The sequence below is a fragment of the Hyphomicrobium sp. genome (genome assembly GCF_019753045.1).
Classification (GTDB): domain Bacteria; phylum Pseudomonadota; class Alphaproteobacteria; order Rhizobiales; family Hyphomicrobiaceae; genus Hyphomicrobium_B.
In genome coordinates this window covers 72116-89772 of the sequence record NZ_JAIELN010000010.1, presented here as the reverse complement: position 1 = coordinate 89772, position 17657 = coordinate 72116, and the positions used below count along the sequence as shown (strand labels likewise).

Below are 17657 nucleotides of genomic sequence, written 5' to 3'. Positions count from 1 at the left end.
CGAGCGGATAGATCATTCCGGCAGATGCGTCACGGCCTCTATGTTGTGCCCGTCGGGATCGATGACGAAGCCGCCGTAATAGTTGGCATGATAATGCGGCCGAAGCCCTGGCGGTCCGTTGTCCTTGCCGCCGGCGGCAATAGCCGCGTCGTAGAAGGCTTGCACTTCCGCCCGGTTTTGCGCGGAAAAAGCGACGTGCAACCGGCCCTTCAGCGCCGTTCCGGTACCGATCCAAAATTGCGGACGCTCGCGCCCGAAGCCGGCGTAGCCGTCGTCATCCTCTTCCGAGAATTTCATTTCCTTGAGGAGAACGATGCCCAGCGGCGCCAACGCCTTGGTGTAGAAATCCAGCGACCGCTTGTAGTCGGTAATCGGGAAACCGATGTGATCAAGAATGTCTAACACGGCTGCTCCTATCGACTTGCTGTCTGATCGAGCGGCGCGAATTTCTAGACGCGCCGTTCCACCATCAGCTTTTTCAGTTCAGCAATGGCTTTGGCAGGCGACAAACCTTTCGGGCACGCCTTCGCGCAGTTCATGATCGTGTGGCAGCGGTAAAGGCGGAACGGATCTTCGAGATTGTCGAGCCGTTCACCCGTCGCCTCGTCGCGGCTGTCGATGACCCAGCGATAAGCCTGCAACAGAATAGCGGGTCCGAGATACCGGTCGGAATTCCACCAATAGCTCGGGCACGATGCCGAGCAGCACGCGCAAAGAATGCATTCGTAAAGACCGTCGAGCTTCTCGCGATCATCACGCGACTGCCGCCACTCTTTCGGCGGCGTCGGACTGTCCGTCTTGAGCCACGGCTCGATCGAGGCGTGCTGCGCGTAGAAGTTCGTCAGATCAGGGATCAGATCCTTCACCACCTTCATATGCGGCAAAGGATAGATCTTCACGGCGCCCTTGACCTCGTCGATGCCCTTGAGGCAGGCGAGCGTATTTGTGCCGTCGATATTCATGGAGCACGAGCCGCAGATACCTTCGCGGCAGGAGCGGCGGAAGGTCAGCGTCGGGTCAATCTCGTTCTTGATCTTGATGAGCGCGTCGAGCACCATCGGCCCGCACTGCTTCCGATCGATATGATACGTGTCGATCCGCGGATTGCGGCTATCGTCCGGGTTCCAGCGATAGATGCGGAACTCCTTCCAGTCGCCGTCATGATCCGGCTTATTCCAGGTCTTGCCCTCGGAAATCTTCGAATTTTTTGGAAGCGTGAGCTCAACCATGAGACTTCGGGGTCCCGTCTGCGGAAAATATCGAACTGTCTAATGACAGAAGCTTGAACAAGCCACCAGTGTCAACATGCGGGACCGCCGCGCGCGGTTCTTTCGCTTACCCGGCTTTCTGGTGCTTCTTGAGCTCCCGGACGAGTTCGATCAGCTGATCGGCGATCTCGGCCCCCGTATCGACGGCAACACGCAGCGGCGCCCGCGATTGGATGATTTCGTTGAGCCGCTCCTGTTGCTCGCCGAAGCCGAAAAAGATCTCTTCAGGTGCGTCGATATCGCCGTCCTCGATGGCGGTCATCACGTCGAACGCGTTCTGGGCGGCCAGAACGAGCATCGACGCGATGTCGTTCATCAGTTGCAGATAAAGGCGTTGTGCGTCGGCCCGGATGCGCTGCCCATGCACGCCGAATTTGAGGGGAGCGGACGCCTGCCCGCCTTCGCCGGCAAATACGCGGGGGTGACGCTGAAAGCGGCGGAAAATCTCGGCCAGGCCGATAGAGCAGGTTTCGAGGTCACGCAGCGCCGCGCCGGTTTTGCGCTTCGTCCGCGTGCGCGTCGCGAGCTTCCCCTCGCCCGACCAATTGATGGCCGCGATCGACGCGACGGCCCCGAGCGCCGCCAATGCGGGCAGCACCGCCGCGAAGGGATCGGGCGACATCCGCGTGTCGGTTTCGTCGGCGTCTTCCCTCGGAACTTTGCTCAAGCCTGATGCGCCTCCCCATTAGCGGCCGCACCATAGGCGACTTCCTGTGACGGCGCTATTTGTACTCGCCCGGAGCGCTTCCGGAAAAGTGGGCACCGGTTTTCCGATAAGAAGCGCGACCAAATAAAAAGGCCAGAACCGCTTAATAAACCCGCGCCTTCGGCTCGATGTACTTGACCTCGTTGGTCATCGTCTTGGTGTGTACCGGCCTGTCGTCAATCTTGACGGTCTTCGTCGCATAATCGGCCCAGGTGAGCGTGTGCTTCATCCAGTTGACGTCATCGCGCTTCGGATAGTCCTCGCGCGCATGTGCGCCCCGGCTCTCCTTGCGGTTCTCCGCCCCGACGACCGTCACCGCAGCCTGCGAGATCAGATTGTCGAACTCGAGCGTTTCGACGAGGTCCGAATTCCAGACGAGCGAACGATCCGTGACTGAAATGTCGGCAGCGTCGCGCCACACCGCATTGATCTTTTCGACGCCCTCTTTAAGCACCGGTCCATCGCGGAACACCGCGCAGTTCGCTTGCATCGTCTTCTGCATGCGAAGCCTGAGCGCCGCCGTCGGCATTGAGCCCTTGGCATAACGGAAGCGGTCGAGCCGCGCGAGCGCCGGCTCGTTGGCATCTTTCGCCATATCCGGTTGCGACGCGCCCGATTCGATCGTCTCCGCGCAGCGAAGCCCAGCCGCGCGACCGAAGACGACGAGATCAATCAGCGAGTTCGAACCCAGGCGGTTGGCGCCATGCACCGATACGCACGCCGCTTCGCCGATCGCCATCAGACCCGGCACCACGTGATCGGGATCGCCGTCCTTCTTGGTCAGGACCTCACCGTGATAATTCGTTGGTATGCCGCCCATGTTGTAATGAACCGTCGGCAGCACGGGGATCGGCTGACGACGAAGATCGACGCCAGCAAAGACCTTCGCGTTCTCGGTAATGCCCGGCAAACGTTCCGCGAGAATTTTCGGATCGAGATGATCGAGATGCAGATAGATGTGATCTGCTTCGGGACCCACGCCGCGGCCCTCACGAATTTCGATCGTCATCGAGCGCGAGACGACATCGCGCGACGCGAGATCCTTCGCGTGCGGTGCGTAGCGCTCCATGAAGCGCTCGCCCTTCGAGTTGGTGAGATATCCGCCTTCGCCGCGCGCACCTTCCGTAATCAGCACGCCCGCGCCGTAAATTCCGGTCGGATGGAATTGCACGAATTCCATGTCCTGAAGCGGCAGGCCGGCGCGCAGAACCATCGCGTTGCCGTCGCCCGTGCAGGTATGCGCCGATGTACACGAAAAATACGTGCGCCCATATCCACCCGTGGCGAGAATGGTTTTCTTCGCGCGGAAGCGATGCACGGTGCCGTCATCGAGATTGAGCGCCATGATGCCCCGGCAAACGCCGTCGCGATCCATGATCAGATCGAGCGCGAAATACTCGATGAAGAACTCGGCCGACTGCCGCAGCGATTGGCCGTAAAGCGTATGCAGCATCGCGTGACCGGTACGATCGGCGGCGGCGCACGTGCGCTGCGCGGGCGGACCCTCGCCGTAATCGGTCGTCATGCCGCCGAAAGGCCGCTGATAGATCTTGCCGTCTTCGGTGCGCGAGAACGGAACGCCGTAATGCTCGAGCTCGTAAACGGCGGCGGGAGCGTTCCGGCAAAGATATTCGATCGCGTCCTGGTCGCCGAGCCAATCGGAGCCCTTGACGGTGTCGTACATGTGCCAGCGCCAGTCGTCGCGACCCATGTTGCCGAGCGCCGCGGCAACGCCGCCCTGCGCTGCGACCGTGTGCGAACGTGTCGGAAATACCTTGGTCACGCACGCTGTCTTGAGGCCGGCCTCGGCACAGCCGAGCGTGGCGCGAAGTCCCGCACCGCCGGCGCCGACAACGACGACATCATAGACGTGATCCTGCACGGGATAGGCCTTGCCGACCTGGGAAGGCGCGGCAATCGCACCGTTGGCTTTGCCATTCGCTGCCGACATCCGTCTTAGGCTCCAAAGCTCAGTTTCAAAATGGCGAACACACTCACGAGCGCGATGAAAATCGCAAAGAACGTGTTCAGCATGAGGGCTGCAAGCTTCAGCCCCTCCTCATGCACATAGTCTTCAATGATCGTTTGCATGCCGAGGCGCATGTGAACGGTGCCGGACAGGATGAGCCCAAGCAACGCCAGCGCGATCAGTGGATTTCCGAGCTTCTGGCGCGCGGTCACATAATCGGCGCCGAGCAACGACACGATCAGCCAAACCAAGAAGACGCCGAGGAACAGGTTGGCGACGCCCGTCACCCGCTGCTTCCAAAAGTGATCCGCGCCTTCTTTCGCCGACCCGAGGTAGCGAACTTTCTTCAAGGGTGTGCGCATCGATTTCATCAGATGCCCCCGAGAGCGGCGAATGCCCAGATGATGGCCGTCAGCGTGAAAGATGCTGCGAGCGAGCCCCACGACAGAATGTCGATCGTCTTGAGATCGTAGCCGTGGCCGGTGTCCCAAAGGAAGTGACGCAGTCCCCCCAGCATGTGGTTCATCAGTACCCACGTATATCCGAGAAGAATGATCTTACCCGGCCAAGTGGCGAACCAGCTCAAGACATAGTTGTAATAGTCGGGACCGGACGCTGCCGCGATCAGCCACCAGGCGAGCAGCAGCGACCCGGCGTAAAGCGCCGCGCCGGTGATGCGATGCAGGATCGACATCACCATGTTGATGAGCGGCGAATAGATTTGAAGGTGTGGCGAGAGCGGCCGCTCGGGTCGCACGCCGCGGCCTGATGTAGCCTCCATCGGACGTCCTTCTGATGCGCGTGAAGCAAACGTGTAGCGGCTCGAAGCGAGCGCGGCAATTCGCCAAATGCCACAGAGAGTGGGACTAAGCCAGCGAATTGACGATCGCCCCGGCGAAGTCATCACCGCGGTCCCGCAGGTGCCGGGTGCCTCGCTTAAAAGCCTTGCAGCAGCATCGCCGCGATCGGCACCCTCTGCCGCAAACTCCAGATGGGCGAAGTACGAATGACGAGATTTTCGCCGGGTAACGGCCGGGCTTCGAGACCGGCCATCCCAGCGCCGACAATGGCAAATTTCTTTGGCACTGAAGTCTCGCTTCGAAGCGCGCCGGGCAGACGAGTGATGAAGGTGCAAATCCCGACGCACAGGTCGCGAAGAATGGGCGGCGACGGCGTTATCTACTGCGCTTTGAGAACGCCGCAGGCAATTCGGGGCTCTGCCCCGCCTTCCGGATCGGTCTGATAGTCGTCCGCTTTTTCGAACAATACGAGCGACGACCCGTCGGCATCGAAAAGCGTGTCTTCGGTATCTTTGGTGAGATGCAGGTAGGGGCTCAGGATCTCGGCCAAAGCTATGCCGTCAGGCCCGGCGACGACGTTCGGCAAATCCCCCGCCATCGGACCTTCCTCGTTGAGGAAGCCGTGCTTCGCCCCGAGCGGATTATAAATGGCGCCTGCCGACGAAAAATCGCCTTCGCACTTGCCGCCTTCGTGGAGGTGCAGTCCGTGCGCGCCGGGCGTCAATCCTTTGAGATCGATCTTCAGGAGAACGCCCGCAGCAATTTCGGTCAGCGTGATGGTGCCGGCGCTGCTGCCGTTTGCAAACTTGATCTCGGCGACCGCAGTCTCTCCTATGGCTTCCGCCTTCGGGATTGCAGCAAGGAGAAGGATCGCCGCCGCTGTGGCTGCCGTCGTTCCGATCTTCATGCGACTGCTCCCCTTGCATCACGCGCCGCGGACGGCCTCACGCTAGCCCAGTGCCGAGTACCGCTTACACCCGCCGAGGCAGCACAAGCCACGTATCGAGATCGAGGACAACCCCCTCTGCATACTCGCCCGTCGGTGTTTTGAGCGGCAGCGACGCACAATCCTGGTTTTTGACGCCGACGAGCCGGACGCGCAGCGCACCAATATCCTTGCGGTCTGGAATCTCTGCTTTTTCAAGCACCTCTGACCAGGCGTAGATCGTATCGCCTGCGAATGTTGGCGCCACATGGCGTCCGCCATTGATCGCGGCGAGATGGAAGGCGTTGCCAAGCCCGTTGTAGGACAGCGCCCGAACGAGCGAGATCACGACACCGCCGTAGACGATGCGCTTGCCGAAGCGTCCCTTGGATTCCGTATGCTGATTGAAGTGCACCTTGGCGGTGTTCTGATAAAGCCGCGTCGCCGTCTGGTGCTCGGCTTCTTCGAGCGTCATACCGTCGATGTGGTCGATCTTCTCGCCCGCCTCGTAATCTTCCCAGCGATGCGGCGAGCCCGACAGGGCGAAATCGTATTTGCTGACATCGAGCGGCGGCACGGCGCGGCCCAGGTCCTGCGGATCCACGCGCTCGGGGAGCTTCGGTACGACCGCTTCGGGCGCCGGCGAGCCCTTGCTGCGCTTCCGCACCATCACCCAACGGCAATATTCGAGGACGATTTCATCGTGCTGATTGCGCCCCGTCGAACGCACGTAGACGGTACCCGTCTCGCCATTAGAATTTTCCTTGAGACCGATCACCTCCGACGTCGAGGACAGCGTATCTCCCGGATAGACCGCCTTCAGAAACCGGCAATCGGCATAACCGAGGTTGGCGATGGCGTTGAGAGATATATCGGGCGTCGTCTTCCCGAAGACGACATGAAACGTCAGCATGTCGTCGAGCGGCGCCCTGGGATACCCGAGCGCCTTCGCGAAGGTATCGGCCGATTGGACGGCGAACCGCGAACCGTAAAGGGCGGTATAAAGCGCGACGTCGCCGTCGGTGACGGTTCTAGGCGTCGCGTGATGAATGACTTGGCCGTATTTGAAATCTTCGAAGAAATTGCCTGCGTTAGTCTTTGTTCCGGCCATCGTCCCTGCCTTGTATTTCGGAAAGCCCCAGAAACTGGGCTTCGGCTATTTACGTCTTTTTCGGCCAGCCTTTTTCGGGGGGTCCACCCGCAACCGCAACTTTTTTCGCGCTTCGAGGACGCGCTCTAGGGCCGCAGAAGACCCGAGAGACGGGAGAAGCGGCCGCCGCTGATCAGAACCAGGGCTCTTCCACCTTGGAGCGAGCGCTGATCGCCTCGGCAATCGCCGCGACCCGCTTCGCCATGACGAGATGCAGCCGTTCGACCATGCGCCCCTCGACTGTGATGACGCCCTTGCGCGCATTCTCGGGCTCTTCGAAGGCCCTGATGATCTTGCGCGCCCACGCAATTTCCTCCTCGGTCGGCGAAAAAACCTCGTTGCACGGCACCACCTGCGAGGGATGGATTAACGTTTTCCCGTCCATCCCGAGCGTCCGGCCATGCTCGCACTCCGCCCGGAAACCCAAATCATCCTTGAAATCGTTGTACACGCCATCGATCACGTCGAGCCCGTACGCGCGCGCCGCGACGAGCGTCATCGCGAGCCAGGGAACCACCGCGAAACGGTTGCTGCTGGCCAGCGCCCTGCTTTCCTTCAAGAGGTCGTTCGTGCCGAGAACCAAACAGACGAGCCGGTTGTCGGGATCAGGGCCGCACGCCGCGATTTCCTTGGCGTTGATGATGCCCATAGGCGTTTCGATCATCGCCCAGAGCCTGATGCGCGGATCGGCCTCCGCCGCCTTGACGACCTTCGCAGTGCCCAAGATATCGCCCGCGTTCGAAACCTTCGGGATGAGGATCGCGTCTGGAACCACCGCGATCGCCGCGTGAAGGTCCACCATCCCCCACGGCGTTTCGATCGGATTGACGCGCAGGATCACCTCTCGGGACCCGAAGCCGCCCTCATGAATGGCCGCGATCGCCTGATTGCGCGCCCGTTCCTTGTTCCCTGGAGCGACCGAGTCTTCGAGATCTATGATGATCGCATCCGCCGGCAGCGTTCTCGCTTTCTCGAGCGCCCGCTCGTTGTCGCCCGGAAGATAGAGAACACTGCGTCTCGGTCTCATGACCATTGCATCGACTCCGAGATGAATTGCCCGATTGTGCAACGCAACCATCCCGATTTGCAACCTTGAGCATGACCATGGTTTCACAGCGTTTCACATGAATCATAGTGCTCTCGCTGGGTACGCCCCCGGCGTGCTGGTATAGGACACTGACCCCTCCAACGACCTTGTCGGCCAAATGTCCAGAATCCTGATGATTTCCTCGTACGTCGCCCGCGATCCCGTAGGGCTGACCGCCACGATGCCGCCCCTGCAGCGAGCCGGCATCGAGGTCGTAGCATTGCCGACGGTCGTCCTCTCCAACCACCCGATACGGCCCCACATCGCTGGCATGACGGTAGATCCGGCCCTTTTCGAAAATATGATCGGGGCGCTCGAGAAAAACGGCTGGCTCGGAAATTTCGATGCCGTGTTCTCGGGTTATCTCCCGTCCGCCGGGCACGTCGAAATCGTCGCCGCTGCCGTCAAGCGCATGCGCGCATTCAATCCAGCGCTGACTTACATCTGCGACCCGATCTTCGGCGACGATCCGAAAGGCCATTACATCGACGAACAGGCCGCAGGCGCAACCCGTGACCTCTTGCTTCCCCTCGCCGACGTCCTGACGCCGAACCGGTTCGAGCTTTCCTGGCTCTCCGGCGTCGACGTCAGGTCGCGAGCGGATGCCCTCGAAGCGATTTGCCGGCTTAGAGCGTTTTCAAGCGAAGTGGATACCGGTCCGCGTGAAGAAAACGCGACAGACAAAAAACCTAGACGCCCCATCGTCGCGGGCACGTCGATACCGGATGGGCCGTCGCAACTGGCAACCGTGCTCGTCGCCGGTGGCGAGGCATTCATCGGCAGCGTCGAGAAATGGAACGACGTCCCCCATGGCACCGGCGATATTTTCGCAGGCTGCTTGACGGCCAAGCTGATGCTTGGGCAATCGCCCAAACAAGCGCTTGGATACGCCATCGCGGGCGTGCGAAGAACACTCGAAGTCTCCCGCGCCAGCGATCATCTGCTGCCCCATCTCGTGGACTGGGAAAACGGCTTCGCGCCGGACGAAATCCATGCATTCCCGCTGCGCAAATCCGCACGCAACCAGCCGTAACCCTTGCTGATCGCCGCTTCGGCTTGCATACCTGTTGCGAACGCATGCGTTGTCGGAGCAATGCCGAAATGAAACCGGAAACGAGCGCCCAAGGCATCAGTCGCGAAGCCCTCGCAGGACTGATTCTGCTGAGCGCCGCCGTATTGGCGCTGATTGTTGCCAATTCCCCGCTCAAAGGCATCTACGACCAAACGCTTGCGACACACATTCAACTGGGGATTGCGCCGTTCGCTTTGACCAAGGAAGTGATCCATTGGATCAACGACGGACTGATGTCCGTCTTCTTCTTTGTCGTCGGGCTGGAGATCAAACGCGAAGCGATACGCGGCGCCCTCTCCAACCGCCGGGCAGCCCTCCTGCCGGTCGTCGGCGCGTTGGGCGGCATGATCGTTCCCGCCCTGATCTATGCCGTCATCAACTGGGATAACGCCGTCGCGCTTCGCGGCTGGGCAATTCCTGCGGCGACCGACATCGCGTTCGCGGTCGGCGTAATGGCGGCACTCGGCAGCCGCGTTCCACCGGGGTTGAAGGTATTCTTGCTCGCTCTCGCCATCATCGACGATCTCGGCGCAATCCTGATCATCGCCTTCTTCTACACGGCTGATCTCTCGATGCAGGCCCTGGCGCTCGCGGCCGCCGGCGTTGCCGGACTAGTCCTTCTCAATCGCTCGGGCGTGATGCGCACTTGGCCCTATTTGCTCGTCGGCGCCTTCGTCTGGCTCTGCGTGTTGAAGTCCGGCGTCCACGCGACACTGGCCGGCGTCGCAACCGCGCTCGCAATTCCTCTGACGGGAAACAAAAAGGGTACCGAGGGACCGCTCGAGGCATTGGAGCACGCGCTGAGCCCCTGGGTCAGCTTCCTCATCGTGCCGATTTTCGCTTTTGCCAACGCCGGATTATGCCTCTACGGCATGTCGGCCAATGACATGCTGTCGCAAATCCCCATTGGCATCGCGTTGGGACTTTTCCTCGGCAAGCCACTCGGAATATACGGCGCCGTCAGAACTGCACTTGCCGCCGGTTTAGGAGAAATGCCCCGCGGAGCCACCCAGATGCAGCTTTTGGGCACAGCTATTTTGGGCGGCATCGGTTTTACCATGAGCCTATTCATCGGCATGCTGGCATTTCCCGAACCTGATGCGAGCGCGGAAGTCCGTCTGGGCGTTCTCGCAGGTTCTCTATTGTCCGCGGTCGTCGGTTACATTGTACTTATTAGAAGCGGGTCGGAACGAGACGTCAGGAGCAATAAGAATAAATGAGCAGTTTCCCCGAATCCCTCACAGACCGCTATCGGCGCTTCAGGCACCGCCACTTCGTTCTCAACGCCGACCATTATGAAGAGCTAGCCACCTACGGGCAGAACCCGGAGACGATGGTTATTTCCTGCTCGGATAGTCGCGTCGATCCGGAAACGATTTTCAGCGCAATGCCCGGCGAACTCTTCATCGTCCGCAACGTGGCGAACCTCGTGCCGCCTTACGAAACGGGCGGCAAATATCACGGCGTCAGTACAGCCGTCGAATTCGCGGTCATGAACTTGCGCATTAAAAATCTCATCATCATGGGCCACTCTGGATGCGGTGGCGTCAAGGCTGCCCTTGATCAGAGCGCCGCGATCCAGACGGAAGCGCAATTCATCTCGCGCTGGATGTCGATGTTAGACGATGCGCGCCTTTCGGTGCTCTCCGCGCATCAAAACAGTCCCCAGGCCATCAAGCAGGAAGCTCTCGAAAAGGAAGGCATCAAGCAGGCGATCAAAAACCTGCGGACCTTCCCGTTCGTTCGCGATCAGGAAGAACGCGGCCGCCTGGCGCTACATGGAGCGCACTTCGACATCCGAACGGGAACGCTGACAGTGCTGAACCACTCGCGCGGAATGTTCTATCCGCTCTAAGGCGAACGCCGTTCAAGACGCCGGCGCAGCTTTTGCCTTCTCGATGGCTGGCAAAAGCTTCGTCTTCAACGAGTCGGCCGAGATCGGCCCGACGTGCTTGTAGACGACTTCGCCCCGGCCATTGACGACGAAGGTCTCGGGCGTGCCGTAGACGCCCCAGTCGATGGCCGCGCGCCCGCTTTTGTCCGTTCCGACAGCTGAGTAAGGATTGCCGAAACGGCCGACGAAACGGCGCGCCGCGTCTGCCTGGTCCTTGTAGTTGACGCCGTAGATATCGACGCCCGCTTCTTCTTTCAGCTGTTCCAGAAATGGATGCTCTTCAACGCAGGGCTGGCACCAGGACGCCCAATAATTGACGACCGAGGCTTTGCCCTTCGCAAGATCGGCAGAGCTGAAACCCGGCACCGGGCTGCCGTTGACCTCAAGCCCTTCGAGCGGCGGAAAGTCCGTCTGAGGCACCATCTTTCCGACGAGCGTAGACGGTAACCGCGATGGATCGCCGGACCGCAACGCCATCGCGAAAAACCCCGCGACGACTGCAAAAATCACGACCGGTAAAACGCGCACTAAGTTCGACTTGCCGCCAGTCACTTTATCGTACTCCCGGCGCCGCCGAACGGCGCTTCACACCCTGCCGCTCGAGAGCTTCGAGATCGGCTGCCTGCTTCCGGCCATCCGCGATCAGCCAAAGAATGAGCCCGGTGATGGTCACCGTCACGGCGGCGTAAGAAATCCAGATGAAGGCGGCGTGCGGTCCAAGATCCATGATCGATTACTCCGCCGCGCCGTGATTTGCAGCCTGGGCCGCGAGCCGGTCGCGCCCGGCGACGGCCTGCGTTCTGAGAGCTTTCACCCGCCGGCGCAGAATTTCATTTCGCATGGCTTTGAGATGCATGGCGAAGAACAAGAGCGTGAAGGCAACCGCCATGACGAGAAGCGGCAACCGCATGCTTGGATCGACCGTCGATGTGAAATCGGTCGACGGCTGATGCAGCGTATTCCACCAGTCGACAGAGAATTTGATGATCGGGAGGATCGTCACGCCGACGAGCGCCAGGATCGCCGTAAGCTTCGCGGCGGCGCTCTCGTCCTCGAGCGCCGACCGGAGCGCCATCAATCCGAGATAGAGAAAAAACAGGATCAGGACCGACGTCAGTCGGGCATCCCAGACCCAATAGGTGCCCCACATCGGTTTACCCCAGAGCGAGCCCGTCAGCAGCGCCAGGAACGTGAAGGCGGCACCGAGCGGTGCGGCGGCCTTCGCCGAGACATCCGCCAACGGATGGCGGAAAACCAGAAGCCCGAAGCTCGACAGCGCGATGAGCCCATAGACCATCATCGACAGCCACGCGCACGGCACGTGGATGTACATGATCCGCACCGTCTCGCCCTGCTGATAGTCGGCCGGTGACGCGAAGAACGCGAGATAAAGCCCAGAGACCAACAGAATGCCGGCCGCCCCCGAAATCCACGGCAGCAGCCGTGCGGAAAGCTCCATGAAGCGGGCCGGGTTGGCGAGGCGTTGCGTCAGTGTCTGCATGTGCCGGATCTAAGACTTTCGACGGAAAGGCGCAATGAAGGCCGAGATTACAATTATTGCAGCTGGACCTTGAGTGCGGCTGCTGCGGCGAGGGGACCCAGCACGATTGCAACAAGAGAAATCGCCGCCAGGATGAGAAACGACGCCGCCAGCCCCGTGGGCCCGGCCCCGGCGCTCACAGCCGAAATCCCGAAAATCAGGGTAGGAACGTAAAGCGGCAGCACGATGAGCGCCAGCAGCAGGCCGCCGCGACGTGTCTTCATCGTCAACGCCGCGCCGATAGCGCCGAGAAAACTAACCGCCGGAGTGCCGGCGAGCGTGGTCGCCACCAGGATCGGATACGCCGCAAGATCGAGGTTCAGCAGAATACCGAGCACTGGCGCCATGATCGCGAGCGGAATGCCCGTCGTAATCCAGTGCGCCAGCGACTTGGCGGCGGTAACCAATTCCAGCGGCAATGGGCCCGTCGCGAGCACATCGAGCGTCCCATCCTCGTGGTCGGCCTCGAAAATCCGGTTAAGCGACAGAAGTGCCGCCAGCAGCAGCGCGATCCACAGCACCCCCGCCGCGATGCGCGACAGCAAATTGAGATCCGGTCCAAGGCCGAGTGGCATGAGCGATACGACGACCAGAAAGAAGCCGAGCGCCGTCCCGATCGCGCCGCCTTCGCGGACCGCAAGTCTCACATCCCGGGAAAGGAGAGCCCAAAAGCTCTTCAAGCCGCCATCCTCTGCGCTGCGAGATCCAGCGTCCGCGCGCGCTCGAGCCCGAGCGGCAGATGCGTGGCGATGACGGCAAGGCCGCCGGAACTCGTATGATCGTTGACCGCAGCCACCAGCCGCTCCGATGACGCCGTGTCAAGCGATGCGGTTGGTTCATCAAGCAGCCAGACCGGACGGCGTGCGACAAGCAGCCGGGCAAGTCCGAGCCGCCGCTTCTGACCGGCCGACAGGTAAGCCGCGGGAAAATCGCTCAAGTCTTCAAGCCCGAAATGGCGGAGTGATGCCGCGATCCGCGATGGAGAATCCTCACCGGAGTCGAGGTACGTATTCCAAAAGCCAGCATTCTCCGCGACCGACAAGCTCGACTTGACCGCGTTGGTATGCCCGACGACGTGCGACTGCTCCCCGAGCGTCAATTCATCGTCGCCGCCATCGAGCCGGATGACACCGCGGAACGGCCGGATGAAACCCGCCAGCGTACGCAGCAAAGTCGTTTTCCCGATGCCGTTCGCACCTGTCAAAACCAGCGCCTCTCCGGCTTTGACGGCAAATGACAGCCCGTCGATGATACGGCGCGAACCCCGATCTATGACCAAGTCTTCGGCAATCAGCTGCACAGCGATGAGATTCCGTGACGTGAGAATGAGCAAGACGGCGGCATTTGCGCGCTATTTTGCCCATCTCGCGATTGGTGTTTTCTTTTTATAACGATTATATAGAAGGCACGTTGTATCCTTCGCTAGCGCAAAAGCGAGGGGGTCGCGCGGACCGACGAGCTCGTGCCGCGGGACAACCTCGATCCGCCGGCACTCCGGCGGCGCAGCCCTTCGTCTTAATCTTTCGGAGGCCTGATCTTGAGCGCCCATACACCCGTTTCCGACGACAGCTTCAAATGCCGCAAGACCCTCACCGTCGAGGGCAAGGAATACGTTTACTATTCGCTGCCCGATGCGGAAGCGAATGGCCTGACCGGCATCTCCCGCCTTCCCTACTCGATGAAGGTGCTTCTCGAGAACCTTTTGCGCCACGAAGACGGCCGCTCGGTCCAAAAGGCCGACATCGTCGCCATGGCCGCTTGGCTCGACAATAAGGGCAAGACCGAGCAGGAAATCGGCTTTCGCCCGGCACGCGTCCTGATGCAGGATTTCACCGGCGTCCCCGCCGTCGTCGATCTCGCCGCCATGCGTGACGGCATGACGAAGCTCGGTGGCGACCCGACGAAGATCAACCCGCTCGTGCCCGTCGATCTCGTCATCGACCATTCCGTCATCGTCGATGAGTTCGGCACGCCGAAAGCCTTGGCTGATAACGTCGCGCTCGAATATGCACGCAACGGCGAGCGCTATAACTTCCTGAAATGGGGCCAGGGCGCCTTCCAGAATTTCCGCGTCGTGCCGCCCGGCACCGGCATCTGCCACCAGGTCAATCTCGAATATCTTTCGCAGACGGTGTGGACCAACGAAATGGCGGACGGCAAAACCGTCGCCTATCCCGATACGCTTGTCGGCACCGATAGCCACACGACGATGGTCAACGGTCTCGCGGTGCTCGGTTGGGGCGTCGGCGGCATCGAAGCCGAAGCCGCAATGCTCGGCCAACCGCAATCGATGCTCATTCCGGAAGTCATCGGCTTCCGCTTGACGGGCAAGCTCCCCGAGGGCGTGACCGCGACCGACCTCGTGCTGACCGTTACGCAGATGTTGCGTAAGAAGGGCGTGGTCAACAAGTTCGTCGAATTCTTCGGACCCGGCCTCGACTCGATGTCGCTCGCCGATCGCGCCACGATCGCCAACATGGCGCCCGAATACGGCGCAACGTGCGGCTTCTTCCCCGTCGACAAGGAAACCGTCAATTATCTGACGATGTCGGGACGCGACAGTCATCGCATCGCGCTCGTCGAGGCCTACTGCAAGGTCCAGGGCCTCTATCGCGATACGGGATCCGCCGATCCGGTCTTCACCGATACCCTGTCCCTCGAGCTGGGTGACGTCGTGCCGTCGATGGCCGGACCGAAGCGTCCCGAAGGCCGCATCGCACTGACCGACATCAAGAGCGGCTTCGCGGCGGCCCTTGCCGACGAATACAAAAAGCCGGGCGAGCTTGCTAAACGCGCGCCGGTCGCAGGCGAAAAGTTCGACATCGGCCACGGCGACGTCGTCATCGCGGCGATCACGAGTTGCACGAACACATCCAATCCGAGCGTTCTGATTGCTGCAGGCCTCCTCGCCCGCAACGCGGCGAAGCGCGGCCTGAAGAGCAAACCTTGGGTCAAGACCTCGCTGGCGCCCGGATCGCAGGTCGTTGCCGCCTATCTCGCGAAGTCCGGCCTCCAGCCGTACCTCGATCAGATCGGATTCAACCTCGTCGGCTTCGGCTGCACCACCTGCATCGGAAACTCCGGCCCGCTCGCGCCGGAAATTTCAAAGGCGATCAACAGCAACGGCATCGTCGCCGCCGCCGTGCTCTCCGGCAACCGCAACTTCGAAGGACGCGTCAGCCCGGACGTGCAGGCGAATTATCTCGCATCGCCCCCGCTAGTCGTCGCCTACGCGCTCGCCGGTTCCGTGCAGAAAGACTTGACCAAGGAACCGTTGGGCGAAGGCAGCGACGGCAAGCCGGTCTTCCTCAAGGACATCTGGCCGACGTCGCAGGAAATCCAGCAGTTCATCATCGAAAACGTCACGCGCGAACTCTTCAAGTCTCGCTACGCCGACGTCTTCAAGGGCGACGGCAACTGGCAAGGCATCGCGACGAGCGGCGGCCTGACCTACGGCTGGAACGGTTCCTCGACGTACGTTCAGAACCCACCCTATTTCCAGTCGATCTCTCGCGACGCGAAGCCGATCAACGATATCGTCAATGCGCGCATTCTCGGCCTCTTCGGCGATAAGATCACGACCGACCACATCTCGCCTGCGGGATCGATCAAAACCGCGAGCCCCGCAGGAAAGTACCTCCTCGACCATGACGTTGCGCCGGCTGACTTCAACCAGTACGGCACGCGGCGCGGCAATCACGAGGTGATGATGCGCGGCACGTTCGCCAACATCCGCATCAAAAACCATATGGTGAAGGATGCGAACGGCAACGTGAAGGAAGGCGGCCTGACGATCCATTATCCGTCGGGCAAGGAAATGGCGATCTACGACGCCGCGATGCAATACGAAGCGGAGGGCGTGCCGCTCGTGGTGTTCGCCGGCATCGAGTACGGCAACGGCTCATCCCGCGACTGGGCGGCGAAAGGCACGAACCTTCTCGGTGTCCGCGCCGTCATCGCCCAATCGTTCGAGCGCATTCATCGCTCGAACCTCGTCGGCATGGGCATTGCTCCGTTTGTCTTTACCGAAGGCGCTTCCTGGCAGTCCCTCGGCCTCAAGGGCGACGAGCGCGTCACCATCCCGGGTCTTGCCACCATCAAGCCCCGTGAAGTCGTGACGCTCACCGTCACGCGCACCGACGGCACGTCGATCCCCGTTCCCGTCCTCTGCCGGATCGATACCCTCGACGAGCTCGAGTACTTCCGGAACGGCGGCATCCTGCACTACGTGCTGAGAAACCTGGCGGCCTAGAGCACGCCAGCGTCCCGGCCGAGGCCAAAGCCAAGGCCGGGACGAATTAAGAATTTTTCCCGGTAACGATCCTTCTCGCCGGAACGAACGTCTTGATGCTCACCCGTTCGTGACAAGGCTTTCGAGCCTTTCACTTTTTCATTCGCGGGCTACGAGCTAAAAGAATTGTCGTGGCACCTGCCACTTGAGGCTCGAAGGCTTACCCCCCGATGCGTTTCCGCGTCCTCACCCCGTTGGTTCTGACGGCCCTCGCCGCAGCGTGGGCTTTGACTTCGCCGTTGCGGGCACAGGAAGTTTCCCTCGATGTCCAGACCGCGAAACCCATCAAAGGCGTCATAGAACTCTTCACGAGCCAGGGATGCTCGTCCTGTCCCCCGGCCGACGCGCTCCTCAAAACGCTGTCGGACGATCCCTCCATCATCGCGCTCTCGCTGCCGGTCGATTACTGGAATTATCTCGGCTGGAAGGACACGTTCGGTTCACCGCGCAACAGCGAGCGTCAACGAAATTACGCCCGCAACCGCGGCGACGGCGAGATCTTCACGCCGCAAGCCATCGTCAATGGCGTGGCGCACGTCAACGGCGGGTCCAAAGCGGCAATCCAGCAGGCGATCGACGACACTATGAAAATGGGTGGACCGATGCAGGTGCCCGTCCGGTTTTGGCAGGAACGCAATACTCTGAACTTCGCGTTGGGCGGCGAGACGCCGGGACACAGCCCGCGCGAAGCGACGATCTGGCTTGGCGTCGTCCAAATGACGGGAGCCGTGCAGATCAAGGAGGGCGAGAACGCCGGCAAGACGCTCACCTACACCAACATCGTTCGCGAGTTGACGCCCATCGGCATCTGGAAGGGGATGCCGATGAAAGTGCAGCTCCCCCGAGCCGCCATGATGCAGGCCGACGTGCAAAAGCTCGTCGTTCTCGTGCAGGAAGGGCGAAGCGGCCCGATCATCGGAGCGACGATGGCGGGGCTTTGGTAATTCCAGAGCTG

General features: G+C 61.0%; 20 protein-coding genes. 5 read left to right on the top strand and 15 right to left on the bottom strand.

Translation table 11 applies throughout. The features are described from left to right. Window positions 1-12: 12 nt before the first annotated feature. The 10 genes from K2Q04_RS12665 to K2Q04_RS12620 all read right to left on the bottom strand — a co-directional run bounded on the left by K2Q04_RS12665 (window position 13) and on the right by K2Q04_RS12620 (window position 7851). Window positions 13-396 carry a VOC family protein gene (locus K2Q04_RS12665; RefSeq protein ID WP_291164527.1) on the bottom strand — a complete coding sequence of 128 codons (384 nt, stop codon included), beginning with the start codon at window positions 394-396 and terminating at the stop codon, window positions 13-15. Between the two features lie 53 nt (window positions 397-449). Next, on the bottom strand, window positions 450-1229 hold the full coding sequence (locus K2Q04_RS12660; protein WP_291164188.1) for a succinate dehydrogenase iron-sulfur subunit: 780 nt from the start codon (window positions 1227-1229) through the stop codon (window positions 450-452). A gap of 106 nt (window positions 1230-1335) precedes the next feature. Beyond that, on the bottom strand, window positions 1336-1935 hold the full coding sequence (locus tag K2Q04_RS12655; protein ID WP_291164185.1) for a hypothetical protein: 600 nt from the start codon (window positions 1933-1935) through the stop codon (window positions 1336-1338). Between the two features lie 142 nt (window positions 1936-2077). Next, window positions 2078-3925 carry a succinate dehydrogenase flavoprotein subunit gene (gene sdhA / locus K2Q04_RS12650; protein ID WP_291164182.1) on the bottom strand — a complete coding sequence of 616 codons (1848 nt, stop codon included), beginning with the start codon at window positions 3923-3925 and terminating at the stop codon, window positions 2078-2080. Window positions 3926-3930: 5 nt separating this feature from the next. Then, a complete protein-coding gene (gene sdhD, locus K2Q04_RS12645) occupies window positions 3931-4314 on the bottom strand; it encodes a succinate dehydrogenase, hydrophobic membrane anchor protein (protein WP_291164179.1) in 384 nt (127 codons plus the stop codon). Beyond that, complete coding sequence (gene sdhC / locus K2Q04_RS12640; protein ID WP_291164176.1) at window positions 4314-4724, bottom strand: succinate dehydrogenase, cytochrome b556 subunit; 411 nt, start codon at window positions 4722-4724, stop codon at window positions 4314-4316. The genes sdhD and sdhC overlap by 1 nt, the downstream gene beginning before the upstream one ends. 155 nt (window positions 4725-4879) lie before the next feature. After that, window positions 4880-5029, bottom strand: coding sequence for a hypothetical protein (locus K2Q04_RS12635; RefSeq protein ID WP_291164173.1), 150 nt, complete (start codon window positions 5027-5029; stop codon window positions 4880-4882). A gap of 93 nt (window positions 5030-5122) precedes the next feature. Next, a complete protein-coding gene (locus K2Q04_RS12630) occupies window positions 5123-5650 on the bottom strand; it encodes a superoxide dismutase family protein (protein WP_291164170.1) in 528 nt (175 codons plus the stop codon). Window positions 5651-5714: 64 nt separating this feature from the next. Further along, window positions 5715-6779, bottom strand: a complete 1065-nt coding sequence (locus K2Q04_RS12625; RefSeq protein ID WP_291164167.1) for a MaoC family dehydratase — start codon at window positions 6777-6779, stop codon at window positions 5715-5717. A 172-nt stretch (window positions 6780-6951) separates the two neighbouring features. Continuing rightward, window positions 6952-7851 carry a CoA ester lyase gene (locus K2Q04_RS12620; protein WP_291164164.1) on the bottom strand — a complete coding sequence of 300 codons (900 nt, stop codon included), beginning with the start codon at window positions 7849-7851 and terminating at the stop codon, window positions 6952-6954. A 172-nt stretch (window positions 7852-8023) separates the two neighbouring features. Here K2Q04_RS12620 and pdxY point away from each other — a divergent pair, with 172 nt between their 5' ends. The 3 genes from pdxY (at window position 8024) to K2Q04_RS12605 (ending at window position 10832) form a co-directional block, all read left to right on the top strand. Next, the gene (pdxY, locus tag K2Q04_RS12615) at window positions 8024-8938 is read left to right on the top strand and encodes a pyridoxal kinase (RefSeq protein ID WP_291164161.1); all 915 of its coding nucleotides are present in this window, start codon (window positions 8024-8026) and stop codon (window positions 8936-8938) included. 68 nt (window positions 8939-9006) lie between these two features. Beyond that, window positions 9007-10197 (top strand): Na+/H+ antiporter NhaA, encoded by a 1191-nt coding sequence (gene nhaA / locus K2Q04_RS12610; protein WP_291164158.1) that lies wholly within the window; start codon window positions 9007-9009, stop codon window positions 10195-10197. Then, window positions 10194-10832, top strand: coding sequence for a carbonic anhydrase (locus tag K2Q04_RS12605; RefSeq protein ID WP_291164155.1), 639 nt, complete (start codon window positions 10194-10196; stop codon window positions 10830-10832). The genes nhaA and K2Q04_RS12605 overlap by 4 nt, the downstream gene beginning before the upstream one ends. Window positions 10833-10844: 12 nt before the next feature. Here K2Q04_RS12605 and K2Q04_RS12600 read toward each other — a convergent pair whose 3' ends face one another. The 5 genes from K2Q04_RS12600 to ccmA are packed head-to-tail and all read right to left on the bottom strand — an operon-like array spanning window position 10845 to window position 13711. Then, window positions 10845-11423 (bottom strand): DsbE family thiol:disulfide interchange protein, encoded by a 579-nt coding sequence (locus K2Q04_RS12600; RefSeq protein WP_291164152.1) that lies wholly within the window; start codon window positions 11421-11423, stop codon window positions 10845-10847. 1 nt (window position 11424) lies between these two features. Further along, complete coding sequence (gene ccmD, locus K2Q04_RS12595) at window positions 11425-11598, bottom strand: heme exporter protein CcmD (RefSeq protein ID WP_092868770.1); 174 nt, start codon at window positions 11596-11598, stop codon at window positions 11425-11427. Between the two features lie 6 nt (window positions 11599-11604). Further along, on the bottom strand, window positions 11605-12372 hold the full coding sequence (locus tag K2Q04_RS12590) for a heme ABC transporter permease (RefSeq protein ID WP_291164148.1): 768 nt from the start codon (window positions 12370-12372) through the stop codon (window positions 11605-11607). Window positions 12373-12425: 53 nt separating this feature from the next. After that, window positions 12426-13091, bottom strand: a complete 666-nt coding sequence (ccmB, locus tag K2Q04_RS12585; protein ID WP_291164146.1) for a heme exporter protein CcmB — start codon at window positions 13089-13091, stop codon at window positions 12426-12428. Continuing rightward, window positions 13088-13711: a heme ABC exporter ATP-binding protein CcmA gene (ccmA, locus tag K2Q04_RS12580; RefSeq protein WP_291164524.1), complete on the bottom strand. Its 624-nt coding sequence runs from the start codon at window positions 13709-13711 to the stop codon at window positions 13088-13090. Before ccmA ends, ccmB begins: the two co-directional genes overlap by 4 nt. Window positions 13712-13948: 237 nt before the next feature. Here ccmA and acnA point away from each other — a divergent pair, with 237 nt between their 5' ends. Both acnA and K2Q04_RS12570 read left to right on the top strand, forming a co-directional pair. Continuing rightward, complete coding sequence (gene acnA, locus K2Q04_RS12575) at window positions 13949-16663, top strand: aconitate hydratase AcnA (protein WP_291164144.1); 2715 nt, start codon at window positions 13949-13951, stop codon at window positions 16661-16663. A gap of 209 nt (window positions 16664-16872) precedes the next feature. Beyond that, the gene (locus K2Q04_RS12570; RefSeq protein ID WP_291164142.1) at window positions 16873-17646 is read left to right on the top strand and encodes a DUF1223 domain-containing protein; all 774 of its coding nucleotides are present in this window, start codon (window positions 16873-16875) and stop codon (window positions 17644-17646) included. Window positions 17647-17657 lie beyond the last annotated feature (11 nt).

Bases quoted from the DNA above. Each gene is read 5' to 3' on its own strand.
- K2Q04_RS12660 (WP_291164188.1), bottom strand. From the start codon at position 1,229: ATGGTTGAGCTCACGCTTCCAAAAAATTCGAAGATTTCCGAGGGCAAG.
- sdhA (WP_291164182.1), bottom strand. From the start codon at position 3,925: ATGTCGGCAGCGAATGGCAAAGCCAACGGTGCGATTGCCGCGCCTTCC.
- sdhD (WP_291164179.1), bottom strand. From the start codon at position 4,314: ATGAAATCGATGCGCACACCCTTGAAGAAAGTTCGCTACCTCGGGTCG.
- sdhC (WP_291164176.1), bottom strand. From the start codon at position 4,724: ATGGAGGCTACATCAGGCCGCGGCGTGCGACCCGAGCGGCCGCTCTCG.
- K2Q04_RS12630 (WP_291164170.1), bottom strand. From the start codon at position 5,650: ATGAAGATCGGAACGACGGCAGCCACAGCGGCGGCGATCCTTCTCCTT.
- K2Q04_RS12625 (WP_291164167.1), bottom strand. From the start codon at position 6,779: ATGGCCGGAACAAAGACTAACGCAGGCAATTTCTTCGAAGATTTCAAA.
- K2Q04_RS12620 (WP_291164164.1), bottom strand. From the start codon at position 7,851: ATGGTCATGAGACCGAGACGCAGTGTTCTCTATCTTCCGGGCGACAAC.
- pdxY (WP_291164161.1), top strand. From the start codon at position 8,024: ATGTCCAGAATCCTGATGATTTCCTCGTACGTCGCCCGCGATCCCGTA.
- nhaA (WP_291164158.1), top strand. From the start codon at position 9,007: ATGAAACCGGAAACGAGCGCCCAAGGCATCAGTCGCGAAGCCCTCGCA.
- K2Q04_RS12605 (WP_291164155.1), top strand. From the start codon at position 10,194: ATGAGCAGTTTCCCCGAATCCCTCACAGACCGCTATCGGCGCTTCAGG.
- ccmD (WP_092868770.1), bottom strand. From the start codon at position 11,598: ATGGATCTTGGACCGCACGCCGCCTTCATCTGGATTTCTTACGCCGCC.
- K2Q04_RS12590 (WP_291164148.1), bottom strand. From the start codon at position 12,372: ATGCAGACACTGACGCAACGCCTCGCCAACCCGGCCCGCTTCATGGAG.
- K2Q04_RS12570 (WP_291164142.1), top strand. From the start codon at position 16,873: ATGCGTTTCCGCGTCCTCACCCCGTTGGTTCTGACGGCCCTCGCCGCA.